This window comes from Actinomadura darangshiensis (genome assembly GCF_004349235.1).
GTDB lineage: Bacteria > Actinomycetota > Actinomycetes > Streptosporangiales > Streptosporangiaceae > Spirillospora > Spirillospora darangshiensis.
In genome coordinates this window covers 1-13,146 of the sequence record NZ_SMKY01000085.1, presented here as the reverse complement: position 1 = coordinate 13,146, position 13,146 = coordinate 1, and the positions used below count along the sequence as shown (strand labels likewise).

General features: G+C 66.1%; 14 protein-coding genes and 1 pseudogene. 7 read left to right on the top strand and 8 right to left on the bottom strand.

The window, feature by feature from the left end; translation table 11 throughout:
• Positions 1 to 20: 20 nt before the first annotated feature.
• On the top strand, positions 21 to 1,415 hold the full coding sequence (locus E1293_RS19765) for a pyridoxal phosphate-dependent decarboxylase family protein (RefSeq protein WP_132198909.1): 1,395 nt from the start codon (positions 21 to 23) through the stop codon (positions 1,413 to 1,415).
• Positions 1,416 to 1,422: 7 nt separating this feature from the next.
• Here E1293_RS19765 and E1293_RS19760 read toward each other — a convergent pair whose 3' ends face one another.
• Positions 1,423 to 2,352, bottom strand: coding sequence for a MerR family transcriptional regulator (locus tag E1293_RS19760; RefSeq protein ID WP_132198908.1), 930 nt, complete (start codon positions 2,350 to 2,352; stop codon positions 1,423 to 1,425).
• Between the two features lie 147 nt (positions 2,353 to 2,499).
• On the opposite strand from E1293_RS19760, the gene E1293_RS19755 reads away from it, so the two are divergent.
• A complete protein-coding gene (locus E1293_RS19755) occupies positions 2,500 to 3,828 on the top strand; it encodes a tetratricopeptide repeat protein (protein WP_132198907.1) in 1,329 nt (442 codons plus the stop codon).
• A gap of 9 nt (positions 3,829 to 3,837) precedes the next feature.
• On the opposite strand, the gene E1293_RS47555 is transcribed toward E1293_RS19755, so the two are convergent.
• The 5 genes from E1293_RS47555 to E1293_RS19725 all read right to left on the bottom strand — a co-directional run bounded on the left by E1293_RS47555 (position 3,838) and on the right by E1293_RS19725 (position 7,155).
• Positions 3,838 to 4,443 carry a hypothetical protein gene (locus E1293_RS47555; protein WP_165978312.1) on the bottom strand — a complete coding sequence of 202 codons (606 nt, stop codon included), beginning with the start codon at positions 4,441 to 4,443 and terminating at the stop codon, positions 3,838 to 3,840.
• A gap of 250 nt (positions 4,444 to 4,693) precedes the next feature.
• Positions 4,694 to 5,728 (bottom strand): DUF2332 domain-containing protein, encoded by a 1,035-nt coding sequence (locus tag E1293_RS19740; protein WP_207938955.1) that lies wholly within the window; start codon positions 5,726 to 5,728, stop codon positions 4,694 to 4,696.
• A 148-nt stretch (positions 5,729 to 5,876) separates the two neighbouring features.
• Complete coding sequence (locus tag E1293_RS19735) at positions 5,877 to 6,299, bottom strand: hypothetical protein (protein ID WP_132198905.1); 423 nt, start codon at positions 6,297 to 6,299, stop codon at positions 5,877 to 5,879.
• The gene (locus tag E1293_RS19730; RefSeq protein WP_132198904.1) at positions 6,299 to 6,772 is read right to left on the bottom strand and encodes a glycine-rich domain-containing protein; all 474 of its coding nucleotides are present in this window, start codon (positions 6,770 to 6,772) and stop codon (positions 6,299 to 6,301) included. The genes E1293_RS19735 and E1293_RS19730 overlap by 1 nt, the downstream gene beginning before the upstream one ends.
• 74 nt (positions 6,773 to 6,846) lie before the next feature.
• Positions 6,847 to 7,155 (bottom strand): hypothetical protein, encoded by a 309-nt coding sequence (locus E1293_RS19725; protein ID WP_132198903.1) that lies wholly within the window; start codon positions 7,153 to 7,155, stop codon positions 6,847 to 6,849.
• Positions 7,156 to 7,527: 372 nt separating this feature from the next.
• Here E1293_RS19725 and E1293_RS19720 point away from each other — a divergent pair, with 372 nt between their 5' ends.
• Together E1293_RS19720 and E1293_RS19715 are read left to right on the top strand one after the other, a co-directional pair.
• Positions 7,528 to 8,736: a helix-turn-helix domain-containing protein gene (locus E1293_RS19720; protein WP_132198902.1), complete on the top strand. Its 1,209-nt coding sequence runs from the start codon at positions 7,528 to 7,530 to the stop codon at positions 8,734 to 8,736.
• Between the two features lie 5 nt (positions 8,737 to 8,741).
• Positions 8,742 to 9,356 (top strand): 2'-5' RNA ligase family protein, encoded by a 615-nt coding sequence (locus E1293_RS19715; RefSeq protein WP_132198901.1) that lies wholly within the window; start codon positions 8,742 to 8,744, stop codon positions 9,354 to 9,356.
• A 127-nt stretch (positions 9,357 to 9,483) separates the two neighbouring features.
• On the opposite strand, the gene E1293_RS19710 is transcribed toward E1293_RS19715, so the two are convergent.
• The gene (locus E1293_RS19710; protein ID WP_132198900.1) at positions 9,484 to 9,921 is read right to left on the bottom strand and encodes an ATP-binding protein; all 438 of its coding nucleotides are present in this window, start codon (positions 9,919 to 9,921) and stop codon (positions 9,484 to 9,486) included.
• Positions 9,922 to 10,174: 253 nt separating this feature from the next.
• Here E1293_RS19710 and E1293_RS19705 point away from each other — a divergent pair, with 253 nt between their 5' ends.
• From E1293_RS19705 to E1293_RS19695, 3 genes are all read left to right on the top strand, one after another.
• On the top strand, positions 10,175 to 11,044 hold the full coding sequence (locus E1293_RS19705) for a helix-turn-helix domain-containing protein (protein ID WP_132198899.1): 870 nt from the start codon (positions 10,175 to 10,177) through the stop codon (positions 11,042 to 11,044).
• Positions 11,041 to 11,274 (top strand): DUF397 domain-containing protein, encoded by a 234-nt coding sequence (locus E1293_RS19700; RefSeq protein WP_132198898.1) that lies wholly within the window; start codon positions 11,041 to 11,043, stop codon positions 11,272 to 11,274. The genes E1293_RS19705 and E1293_RS19700 overlap by 4 nt, the downstream gene beginning before the upstream one ends.
• Positions 11,275 to 11,437: 163 nt before the next feature.
• Complete coding sequence (locus tag E1293_RS19695) at positions 11,438 to 12,304, top strand: HNH endonuclease (protein ID WP_132198897.1); 867 nt, start codon at positions 11,438 to 11,440, stop codon at positions 12,302 to 12,304.
• 332 nt (positions 12,305 to 12,636) lie between these two features.
• Here the strand turns inward: E1293_RS19695 and E1293_RS47550 are convergent.
• A pseudogene (locus E1293_RS47550) lies at positions 12,637 to 13,146 on the bottom strand (IS701 family transposase); the annotation flags it as partial.

Here is a 13,146-nt window from a genome sequence, read left to right as displayed (position 1 = left end):
CGCTGGATACCGTCCCTGCTATGCATCCACGCCTAGCTACTGATCTCGCGCAGCTGCCGGAGCTCTTGGGGACGGTCGGCGAACGCGCGATCGACATACTCGACCGCCTGCCTGACCAGCCGGTCGTCCCGCCGCTGCGCTTGCCCGATCCTGAACCGCTCCCGGAGAGGGGAGCCGGTCTGACGGAAGCGCTTGAGGAGTTCACGCAGGCATGGGCTCCGCTGCTGTCCGCCAGCGCAGGACCTCGCTACCTGGGCTTCGTCACGGGCGGCGTCACCCCGGCCGCGCTGGCGGGCGACTGGCTGACCGCGGCCGCCGACCAGAACCCCACGTCGGCACTCGACGACGCGGCACCGGAACTCGAACGCCGCACGATCGGCTGGCTGCGCGAGCTGTTCGGCCTCGGCGCCGCGCATCAAGGGGCGTTCGTCAGCGGCGCGACCATGTCCAACACCGTGGGTCTGGCTATCGCCCGCGAATGGCTCGGTGACCGCGCCGGCGCCTCTGTGGCGGAGGAGGGAACGGCGCCATTGGGACGGGTGCAAGTGCTGTCCGGTAGTCCGCATTCGAGTATCGCCAAGGGCCTGTCCATGCTCGGCCTCGGCCGCGCTGCACTGGTTCACGTGCCCGTGCTGCAAGGCCGAGAGGCAGTCGACCTCGCGGCCCTGGAGCGGGCATTGACGCAGGTGGACGGCCCGTGTGTCGTGGTCGCCAACGCCGGCACAGTCAACACCGTCGACTTCGACGACCTCCGCGCCATCGCCGCGCTGCGCGAACGCTACGACTTCTGGCTGCATGTCGACGCCGCTTTCGGTGGCTTCGCGTCGCTGTCTTTGAACCACGAGCACCTGGTCGCTGGGCTCGATGCCGCCGACTCCATCTGCATCGACCTGCACAAATGGCTCAACGTCCCTTACGACAGCGCCGTGCAGTTCACCCGCCATCCGGAACTCCAGGTGCGGGTGTTCCAGAACGCCGCCGCCTATCTCGGCCCGCTCGGTGAGACGCCCGACCACGTCCATCTCACGCCGGAGAACTCCCGGCGGCTGCGCGCCCTCGCCGCCTGGTTCACGCTGCGGGCCTACGGGCGTGATGGGCACCGCGAGATCGTCCAGCGGAACATCGCCTGCGCACACGCATTGGGCCAGGCGATCAAGACAATCTCCGGACTGTGCCTGCTGGCACCGGTCCGCCTGAACGTCGTCTGCTTCACCCTGGCCGAATACCCCACCGCCGACCGGCTCGCCGACCTCGCCGAGGCCCTGAAGCACGAGGCGTTCCTGACCCCCACCACCTACGCCGGAGTACCCGCACTCCGCGCCGCCTTCAGCAACTGGCGCACCACCGAAACCGACGTCCACCGCCTGACCAAGGCCCTGATAGACAGCCTCAATCACGCGGCTCCTTCGCTTTAGGAGCGGACTATCCTCGCTCGGCCTGGGCGAGCGCCGCGAGGAACCAATCAAGCTCCTGGTGGGGGAACTCGGGTGGGCCCCACCCGTTGATGATCGACAGAAGTTCTTCGTACCGCTCACGGCGCGGATCGTTGGCGGCGGCCAGGTGGGCGGCGAGGCTGTTCCGCAGGGCGGCATCGTCGGGCCGTCCGTGGAGATCGGCGTAGGCACCAACGATCTCCTCGACGGCTCGCGCCGCCTCCGTCGAGTCGACGGCGTCACCCGCAGCCATCAGCGGACCCACGGCCTCCACCACCCTCGCGACGATGTGCTTGCGCGGCGGAGCCGGAGCATCGTGGACGGCGGAGTCGGTGAACAGACCACGCATCAGCGAGCGAAAACCGGGGTCCTGGGTGAGTTCGGCCAGCTCCACCCAGGCTTCCAGTTGCTCGGACGTGGGGTCGTCCGGAAGTTCCGGCGACAGCGACCGGTGCAGGACGCGGGAGAGCGGGGCGGTGTCAGGATCGCCGAAGGTGCTGTCGAGAAAGTCGGCGACGAGCCGGTCCCGTTCGGCCGCCGACATGAGTGCGAGTCGATGCATGAGATCCATTTCCTCCGTTGTGGCCCCACGCCGCGCGGCCGCTGACAGCACCGCGTAGCGCAGCCGCAGTACCCGCATCTGCACGGCGACGGCTTCGGCGTGGGCGGCGGCGACCTGGGCGGCCGGTATCCGCTTGTCGAGAATCGTCTGGATGGCGGCAAGGTCGATCCCCAGCTCACGGAGCGTCCGCACCAGCCCGAGCCGCTCCACGGCGGCGGCCCCATACCGCCGATGCCCCGCGGCCGTCCTCCCGGCCTCCGGCACGAGCCCGCGCTCGGAGTAGAAGCGCACGGCCTTCACCGTGACCCCGCTGATCCGCGCCAGCTCCCCGATCGAGTAGCGCCCGCGCCCGTCCATCCCCAAACCCTGACACCTCCCCTTAGGGGAGATTCAACCCCCAGGCGGTTCCGCGGATCCCCGCGATCCGCCCATCGCGTTCACCACGACCACCGCCCCTGTCCACCCCTTGCGAACCTTCGAGCTCAATGCTCAGAATGCCCTGATATGGATTCCGTGGCGATTATCGAAATCCACCCACCCGGGACAGCACGCCAGGCCGGCATAGACAAGTGGAATCAGCAGCGAGCCACGAGAGGCGCCATGAAGTGGACTGACCAAACCACCCTGCGCCGGATTCCCCGGTTCTGCGAGCAGTGCACGAGCGAGACCATCGCGTGGCCTGCTCCAGCCACGTCGACACTTAACGGAGTCGGCACCACCCTCTTCGGCGGGGCCGACCCCTGCACGCGATGCGGCTCGGTCGTCAAGCGACTGTATTTCTGTGTCCTATTCATCCCCATCTGGCCGCTGCCGGCCCGCTTCCGCATCATTACCCTCAAGCGTTCCATCACCGGCGAATCCGCGCGATACGTCGGTCGCCGGTTCCCGTTCAGCGCCGACGACCCATACGGCCTGAACACGAGGCAGGGCTGGTTCGCGACGCAATACAAAGCAGAGGCGGACGCTGCGATGCAGGCGAAGGAGGCCGCGCTATCCGTGCCCGCGCCACCGTCTCAGCTGGCCGAGCACCCCGAACTGCGCGGCGAGCGCTATCAGCAGGCTGAAGACTACTGGGAATCCGGCGAGTTCGATCATGCTCTTCCGGTGTTTGAGGAGGTACTGGCTGCGCATGAGGCGGTGCTAGGCGCCGACGACATCGCGACGCTCCAACTGCGCCAGCGGATGGCGGAGGTGTATCTAGAGGCCGGATGGCCGGCGGCGGCGCTGGCGCTGGCGCAGCAGACCACCCATCATTTCGTCCGGTTGCTGGCCCCGGACCATCCGTACACCCTGCTGGCGCTCGACGACTGCATCGTCGCGCGAGAACAGCTCGACGGACCCGGCCGCGCCGAAATCAAAGCACTCAAGGCGGAGCTGACCGATGTGGAGGAAGATTTCGGGGAAGACCACCCGAGAGCCCTGCGCACGGCGTGTGCCCTGGGCATGGCCCAGTTGATCTGCGGCCGTGTGGAACGGGCGCTGCACGAACTGGAGAAGACACTGGGGCGATCCGAGCGGTCGCTCGGCGCCGATCATCCCGACACCGAACACGTGCGGGAAGAGTTCGTCACGGCCTGCAGGTTCGCGGAGCAATCCGGCAAGCTGGACGAAGCACAGGCGGCCGTCTCGGCTCGGGAACGCGTACACGGCCCTGACGCCCCGGAAACGCTAATGGCGATGGGTGATCTTGCCCAGCATTACGCCTCGTCGCGGCGGCACAGAGGTGAGGCGGTGGAGTTGCTCCGCAAGACACTGGAGCGCTGCGAGCGCGCATTGGGTCCAGACGACCCGCTGACAGCTGATCTACGGCGGCGACTAGAGGAGACGAGCTGACGGGAAGCCTCAATCCCCGGAGGGAAGGCGAGCCGCCACCGCCTTCGCCAAGCCTTCGACCTGCGTCTGCTCCCTCGCCCCCGGCTGGTCATGCGTGCGCGCCGAAACGTCCAGAACCGCGTTGGAGACCCTGAACTTGACGTGGACGTCGAAGACTTCAACGTGAGCCAGGACGACGTCGTAGGTCGCCTTGTCGGTGACCCCGTACCCGTTCTCCCCCACTTCCACGGACGTCATCTCCGAACCCCGGCGAGCCCGATTGTCATGCCAGACCCTCAACGAGTCCGCGGCATGTTCCGGCCCGCTTCCGTCCGAGTTCGCATGCGTGGTTTCGACGAAGACCCGCAAAGTCCGGAACGGCCGGTCCACGCCCGCCGGGACGCTGCTCCACTTGCACTCCGACCGAGTGGGCCCGCTGCCGAACCCGAACAGTGTCCGAGGCTGAGAGTCACCCTGCTCACGCGCACCATTCGAGATCAGCGGCGTGAGGGCTGCGGCATCAGGCATGAGTTCGCAGGCGTCCAGGTCGTCAAACCGTCCATCCGCATTGAAGAATCCGAGCCGCCAAGCAGCCGTAACCCCGCCCCCAGCCACCACCGCGACCAGGGCGGGCACAACAAAGACCAACAACCGTCGCCGCGCCCGTCTGGACGAATCCCCACCAATCACGCACACAGCGTGACACACCCGCCACACTCATCCGCGCGACAGGAACGCTCCCATGCCCGCGGCCACAAACCCATCAACCATCTCGTCCTCTGCCGAACTCACCGTCCCGCCACCGCCGCGGTGCTCACAATGCACGCCACCGCCGACATCCCCGCGTCCGTCCGGCCGGGCCTCAGGATTCAGAATGATCAAGCCGTTACGGGTCTGCCAGCCACGCCAGCAGGCGGCCTCGCGACCAGCAGCGGCCGATGGCCTCGGCTCGCATAACCGACCCGTCGAACACCGCCAGCCCGATGATGCTGTGGCCGGAGGCACGGCGATCACCAAGCGTCGGTATCGCCGGCGCGACGCCGACCCCCTCCGCTGACACCCACGCCACCACTCGTCCGGCCGCGGCTTCATCGAGGCGGTGCAGGAAGCGCAGGCGGTTCTCGAACGAGAACTGCGACAGCGCCCACGTCGTGGTGACGACAGGCAAGGCGTCCACAGGCACATGCGCAAACGCCTCGGGCAGCACCTCGACGGCGTCGCCTTGCAGTAGCAGCGGAGGGACCGTGGCCGCCAAATCCATCTCCGCTTTGAGCCTCGCGTCCCGCTCCGGCTGATCCGGCCACAGGCAAGCACGCAACCATCGAGCTTCATCCGCATCGGTCACGTCGACCGGATCAAGGTCAACACCGATTCGGGCGGCAACCTCAGGCACCGCCCGCGTCGGGACGGGCCGGTCCCCCACGACCGAACACGACAACTGCACAGGAGATGACGAGTCGCCCAGCGTCTGCCCGCGGCCGTAGGTGATGCCAACACGATCGACATTGAGATTGAGCCCAGCCGAACAGCCCACATCGATCAGCCCGACCGCATTCGCACCCGCCCGGCGCGCCGCCTCGGCGATGGCCGGATACAGGACGCCACAGCGTCCGGCCTCGTCGGCTCGCGTCTTCCGCCGCCCGGCGATGGCCACAACCGCGTCGGTCATCCGCAGCAAGGTGTCAACCGCCGCACCGCCAGCAGCGTCGCCGTCCCCAGCGGCATAGGCCGCAGCAAGCTCCGGAGCACGTCCGGCGAGGACGAGGTCGTGCAGAGCAGCAAGAATCACCGTGGGATGCCGCTTAGGAGTAGGCACCGCCTCGATAGCGCTCAACGCCCCCTCAGACTCACTCAACGCGAAGGCGATGCGCTGGTACAACGGCGACTCAGCAGCATCGACCTCCCCGAAGCGCCGATACACCTCAGCAAGCGTCCGAGCCCTTCCCACAGATACGCCCTCGGTTGGTCTATAGCATCCTGACAATCTAGCCATCGACACGAAACCTCCGCCCCAACCGGAGTGCAGGACGGAGGCCACTTCGTCGCGCCGAACGTCGACCGCGTTCCGGCTAATGGCAAGGCTGGTCCGTGCCGATCACGGACCAGAACATGATCACGCCTCCAGCCAGCCACTGGCTATAGGACGGCCAACAGCCCGTCTCGATCGCCCGCAGCGCACGCTCCCCACGGTCCTTGCTGCTCACCCAGTCGGGAACAGAATTGAGCGCCTTGCCCCGCGCCCCTTCCCACTCGGCGATCAGCCAGTCGCGGGCACTTCCGGGATCGGTGTGGACGGCCACGACGAACCTCGTCGACTTGATCAGCCAGTCCACCGTCCGCACAGGCGGCCGATCAGGGCTGTTCAGGTCAAGGGTGTCGGTGCGCTCCAAGCGCTGCCAGTCCTGCCCCGTACCCGACCACCGATAGCAGTGAAAATGCGTCGGCTTCGAACCAGCCCCCTTGGCGGTGTCCGGGACGATCGAGCCGCGCATTAGGCCGTCTCTGGCGGGGCGCACTCGGGCGGGCAGCAGGGGTTGCGTTCGCCGTGCCAGAACTCCAGGTCGACGAGGTATCCGGTCGCCTGGAGCGCGGGAATGGTGACTTCGAGCGTGTCACCCGTCAGGATCGCCTCGTCTTGGAACGGGACGTGGTGGATGTACCGGCCGGCGTGCTCGTCGCAGAATTCGGCGTATGCCTGCGACCGGAGCATGAACGCGTGCCACGCCGGGTCCACTGGAACCGTGGGCACGATCCGCACCCAGGGCTTCCCCTCTATACGTGCCTGGACGACGTTCGCCTGCGCCTTGAGGAAGATGAGGGCCTGTCCCAGCATCCGCTCGGCGTAGACCCGCGTGACGTGGTGGTACCGGCGAAGGTCTTCGACGAGGAGGTTCCACACCTCCGGCGAAACGAGCCCGCGTGGGTCCGTGGCGGCCGTGATGGCCCGCTCATTGGCGATGGTCATTTTTGATCTCCTCTGGCGCGCCATGGTGGTAACCGCAGCCGGGGACGCCGCGCCAACCGCCCCGGCCGCGGAGTTCATTGGCGCTCGTCCGCCTGCGGCGAGCACACCTGCGCGCCGACGACTTCAGCAATGTCGTCGGCGGCCTTCTCGGGATCAGCGGGAAACCGCTCCCGGTAGCCGCACTCCGACCATCGGCGGTACGTCTTGCCGTCCCAGACGATGGTCAGCGGGCCACGCTCGCGGTAGGTAACGCGCACCCGCGCCAGTCCGTCGTCGGCGTCCCGGACAATGGACACGGCCACCTGCGGAGCACGCCGCCGCATGGCCGCATAGAGCCGCTCGCCCGGACCGAACACACCAAACCGCGCCACATGGAGGCTCATGCCGGCCCCAGTTCGGGCAACATGCGCTTGGCAGCAAGCTCGGGGTTCCCGATCGGCGCCGGTTCAACGCCGGTCGCCCAGGCGCGGACACCACGCCCGGCGCGAACACCCTCACGAGAAGCCCGCCATGCCGAGGCACCCGCCCCCGAATCGATCGCCGCCCTCGAAACATTGCGCATGGGCAGACCTCAGTTCTGTGAGGCCCAGAGCCCTCAGTGTTCGTCGACCGGGCCGGGCCATCCTCGTGTCCTGTGACACCTTCCGGCCTCCACTTGACCGTGTGCACGGCTAGCGTGGAAGGCGCTGTCCGCTGCCGACGAGCGAGGGCAGCGGACAGACAGCTGGTCAAGCTGGGGCGAAACGGGTGAGTCGATGACGACCTTCGGCGAGAAGCTCCGCGCGCTGATGGCTGAGCGGCAGATCAGCCAGCGTTCGCTGGCCGGTCTCGTCCCATGCAACGACGGCTTTCTGTCGAGAGTCGCCCGAGATTTGAAAGCACCCTCGGTGGAGATGGCGGCCCGGCTCGACGAGGTGCTCGCCGCTGGAGGCTCTCTGGCGGCGCTCCGTCCCGAACGTGCCATGTCGGCTTCCGAGGACGTCATGGCGCTCGCCGCGTGGCTGGAAGAGACCAACGTCGCAGACGGCGCCGTCGGCTACCTGGCGGCTGCCACTCACCGCCTGACATACGACTATCCTCGCCGCCCACCGCTCACCGTCCTCCGCGAGGCGCAAATCCTGCAAGGCCGCGTATCGGACGTCCTACGCACTGGGCGCCAGCGCCTCGCGCAAACGCGGGCCCTGCTGGGCATCTCGGCTGAGCTGTTCGCCCTGATCAATCTGCTTGCAGGCGACGTGGGCCGGTACAGCCTTGCCGACGCTTACGGGTACGCGGCATGGACGTGCGCACAGGAGGCCGATTCGGACTCGGCCAGGGCCTTGGTGCTGTGTGCGCAGTCCAAGACCGCCCGGTGGGAGGGCCGTTACGCCGACGCCGCGGACCTTGCCCGGCGGGGATTCGAAGTCAGCCCGGCCACTGCCCAAGGACGGGTCCTACTCGCCGTGTCGGAAGCCACCGCGCTGCAAGCGCGTGGTGACATTCCAAAAGCGATGGAGGCAATGAAGCGCGCGCAACAAGCCCGAGACACGGCCTCAGCCAACGACGAGCGCGCCGATGCCTGGGGCTGCACTCGCGCCCGGCAGGCGACCTATGCACTCCAGGTAGGGCTCGGTGCCCGTGATCCGGCCGCGATGCTGCAGTCGGTCACCGAGGCCGATGACGCGTGGGCAGACGGTGACCAATGGGTCTACGGCACGTGGGCTCAGGTTCGCATCGGCGCTGCGCTGGCGTATGTGATGACCGGCGACCCGGCGGGCGCCGCCGCCGAACTGGACGAAGTATTCGACCTCGGCGCCGAGTACCGGGTCGTTACCATCATCGGCCGAGTGGACGAGATCGGCCGTAGGCTCGGCCACAGCCGGTACAGAGGGCATCCAGGCGCCGCTGACCTGCGCGAAAAGATCCGTGCCTTCCGTATCGGGTCGCTGGAGCACAAGCCCCTGACCGCCGCGGAGGCCCCGTGAGCCCAATGCCCGAGCGCATGTCCGACCACTGGTGGTGGCGCCCGGGTGTACGCCCTGGCCGCCACCTGCTCGTCTGGCACATCCTCCCCGACGATCAACCGGAAGTGCGCGACTTGGTCCGCCACTGCCAGAACAAACTCGCCAGCATCAACGGCCTGGACCTCATCCCCGGCGAGTGGCTGCACATGACTACACAGATCGTCGGTTTCGAGGACGAGGTGCCGGCCGAAGAGAACGAGGCGATGGTCGCGGGGACAATCCATCGCCTCGCCACCATCCCTCCGATCGAAGTGGAGTTCGGAAAGCTGTGGATGCACAGTGAAGCGGTGATGCTCGGGAGCCGGCCGTCGCGCGCCCTTCACCCGATCCGACAGGCGATCCGGGACGCCACCGCCCAGGCCGTAACCGTTCACCAACTCGACGACGAACCGGACTGGACACCCCACATCTCAATCGCTTATAGCAACACCGACCGCTCTGCGCGCCCCATCATCGACGCCCTCGACCTGCGACCCGACCCAGTGCCCCTACGTGTCGCCCAAGTCCACCTGGTCGCGCAGCAAAGGGTCGGGCATCTGTACCGGTGGAAGCGCCTCACCACAGCCGAACTGAAAGGCTGACCTCCTCACAAGGCTCGAAATGAAGCCGTTCAGAAACTCGAAGAACGGGCTCCTGGACGGCCTCGGGACCGTGCCCTCGTATCCTGGACGGGAGGGTCCAGCCTGGTACCGACAGGCTGGACCCTCCTCACGACACCAGTGAGACTTCGCGATCGGAGTCGGTGGTCGCATGGCCACCACCACGCAAGTCCATATCCGCCCACACGGTGTACCCGACCTGCGGGCTGCCGTGCATCCCGGTCGCGAGTGCCAGCCTCGACACCATGAGCAACCCACGACCGCTGACCTGCAGGCTCTCGTCGGGTCGCTCAGCCTGGAGGTACGGGACGCGTCCTCCACCCTGATCGGTCACCGCCACGTAGGCGACGTCCGCCATCGTGACCTCCAGCCCGAACCAGCCGCGCTGCGTGCCCGACCGCGAGTGCCGGACGGCGTTTGTGGCCAGTTCCGCGACAACGACGGCGACGTCGTCCTCCCGTCCCGTCCCGGCGAACAGCGCCGATGCGAACACTCGTGCCGATCGCACCTGGTCGGCACGCCCCGAGAAGACTCGGCGCCACCGCATCGGTTCTGATCCCCATAGCCACTCGCCCGGAGAGCACAGGCTCCAGTTTCTTTTCTCCACTTTCGCCTCCGTTCCTCACAGCGACCACGTTCTCAGCCCAGGCCGGACTAGAGTTCAACCCAGATCACTGCGGCATGTCACACCATCCACCTTGCAAAGTCTTGATCACAATAGTTTCCAGGTGGAAAACTAGTCGTGTCACGTTTGAGAAAGCACTGTAATTTCAATTATTCACCCCAAAAGGGACATCACCATGGCAGTCGCAAGTCCAACAACCGTCCGACACCGGCTCTTGGTTCAGAAACTTCGCCGACTACGCGAAGAGGCCGGCTTCACCCAATCTGATGTGGCCGCCGAGATGGACTGGTCCGAGTCCAAGCAGATCAAGATCGAGCGGGGCAACATCCCTGTACGGGTACCGGACGTCCGAGCACTGCTCGTCCACTACGGCCTCACGGGCCCGGACCGCAAGCAAGAGGCCGACGCGATCCTGCAGCTTGCCCGCGATGCGCGACAGAAGGGCTGGTGGCACACATACGGTGACGCCGTCCCCGAGTGGTTCGAGCCCTTCTTGGGGCTGGAGACCGAGGCGACCAGCATCCGCACCTATCAGTCCGAACTGGTCCACGGCCTGTTGCAGACTCCGGACTACTACAGCGCCTTCGTGAGCAAGTCCACGCCGTTCAGCACTCTGGACGAGATCGAACGCAAGGTCGCCGTCCGGGCCGAGCGCCAATCCCGCCTGGAGCGTCCAGAAGGCCCGGCCTACTGGACGATCATGAACGAGGCGGCCCTCCTCCGGTCACCGGGACCTGCAGGTGCGATGAAGACCCAACTTGAGTACATCCTCGAACGCCTCGAGCTCCAGCGCGTCACAGTCCAGGTGCTCCCGTTCGCCGCCGGCATGCACCCTGCGATGGACGGTCCGTTCGAGATCTTGAGCTTCCCGGAGTCTCTCGATCTAGATGTCGTCTACCTCGAGTCCCAGACGGGCGCGCTATATCTGGAGGAAAAGTCTCAAGTTGCACGATACAATGCGATGTTTGATCAACTGCGAGCAAAAGCCCTAGATCCTGACAAGTCACGCGACCTGATCGCACAGAAGATCCGGGAAGCCACATGACCCTCCCACGCGACAATCGGCATGTAACCGGCGCCGACCTTCCGCACGTACGCTGGCGCAAGAGCACTCACAGCAACAACGGCGGCAGTTGCGTCGAAGCCGCCACCCTCGGCCGGGCCTACCTCGTCCGGGACTCCAAGGACCCCAACGGCCCCGTCCTGGCTCTCGCGTGTTCGGACTGGGCAAGCTTCCTGGACGCCCTCAAATCTGACCCCCTGAAGCATCACTGAAAGTCAGCAAGTGTGCCGGCACGGTTCAGTTTGGGCGCCGTGACCACGAGTGGCCCATAGCATCGGGATCATGGACTGGTGATGCAGACCATGAGGTAGTACAAAATGTAGTGTGACTGCAGCGCTTAGCGACACTTTGGACGGACGTCTACGGGCGGCCGCGATGGCTTGGCTGGACCGTCGCTACTCACCCGACAATCCAGTCGTCCACCGCCAGGAGCTCCTTGATTTCAAGTTCGAGGGACGGCGCTTTCCTCTTATCGACAACCAACTCGGCATCCGCAAGCCCGCGGGACTGACGGCCGCCTTGTCGATTCTGACCACCTACACGTCCGATGGGCAGCGCGCCCCCTACGAGGACGCTCTCGGATCGGACGGTTTCCTCAGATACAAGTACCAAGGGAATCCCGAGCACTACACGAATCGGGGCTTGCGCGAAGCACATACACTTCGCGTTCCACTTATCTGGTTCTTCGGCGTACAGCAAGGAATGTATCTGCCCTTTTATCCCGTATGGATCATTGCTGATGAGCCCCAACACTCGCAGGTGGCCATCGGACTGGACGAGGCTCAGGTAACGCTCGCTCAGAACGCAGAATCTTTGAGTCCGCTGGAGCGTCGATACTCGGAGCGGGTGAGCAAGCAACGCCTCCACCAGCCTGTATTTCGCCAGCGAGTGATCCGCGCCTACAACAGCAGTTGTGCCGTGTGCTGCCTGCGGCACGTTTCCCTCCTTGATGCTGCGCATATCGTCCCGGACCGTGACGAGCGCGGTGTTCCCGCTGTGTCGAACGGATTGGCGCTCTGCAAGATCCATCACTCCGCATACGATGAGAACATCCTCGGCGTGCGGCCGAACCTGACCGTCCATGTCCGATCAGACATCCTTCAAGAAGTAGACGGGCCGATGTTGAAGCATGGCCTCCAGGAGATGGACGGGGTCACTCTTACCCTTCCCAAAAGGCGCGTCGACCGACCCAACCGTGAGGCGATTGAACAAAGATACGAACTGTTCCGGGCCGTTGGCTAACGTGCCGGCAGTCCGCTGCGGAGAGTCGGCGCGGTGCGGCGTCCGGCACCGTGCCTCAATGGGCCGCGCGTTGGGATCGGGCAGTTCGAGTCGGTGGCGGCGGCGGGTGATCCAGCCTCGGCCACTCGCTCCTGATCGGTGACGGCGCCGCCAACGCTTTCCCCAAATTGTCGGCGGGTGGTGTAGCTGGCTACATCAGGGATTGGGGGTGGTGTGTCACTGCGGTCGCGGTGCCGGGGAGGAAAAGCTGGGGCCTCGTTCAGGATGAAGGGGTTGTCATGCTTGTTCGGCTCAGTTACGGCAGCTGTAATTTCGGTCCTGACCTGCGGTGATCATGGTGTGGTTTCGGCGTAGGTGTGCCAGGCGTGGTGGCAGGTTCGGGCCCGTCGCTGGTGGCGGCGGCGCCATAGCGACCATGCGAGCCGGTGCCCGGGGTCGCGGACGGGTGGGGGCACGAGGGTCCCTCGGATGAGCCGGAGCAGTTCGGGCACGGTGATGGGGATCAACTCCGGGTCGTCGGCGTCATCGGGATGGTGTTCGGTGGCGGCTGTGACGGCGAGGTAGGCGTAGGCGAGCAGGGCCAGGCAACTCCAGCGGTGCCAGGACCTCCAGCGGGTGGTCTGGCCTTTGTCCAGGCCGCAGGCCTGTTTGGCGAGTTGGTGGTCCTCTTCGATCTTCCAGCGCACGGTGGCGACGGCCACTAGGTGGGCGAGCGGGACGGGCCGGGGGCTGTAGCACCGGTAGTGGGACAGTTTGCGGGTGTAGCGGTGCCGGCGCACCAGCAGGACGGCGCATCCGGCCTGGTCACCGGCCTGGTCACCGGCCTGGTCACCGGCCTGGTC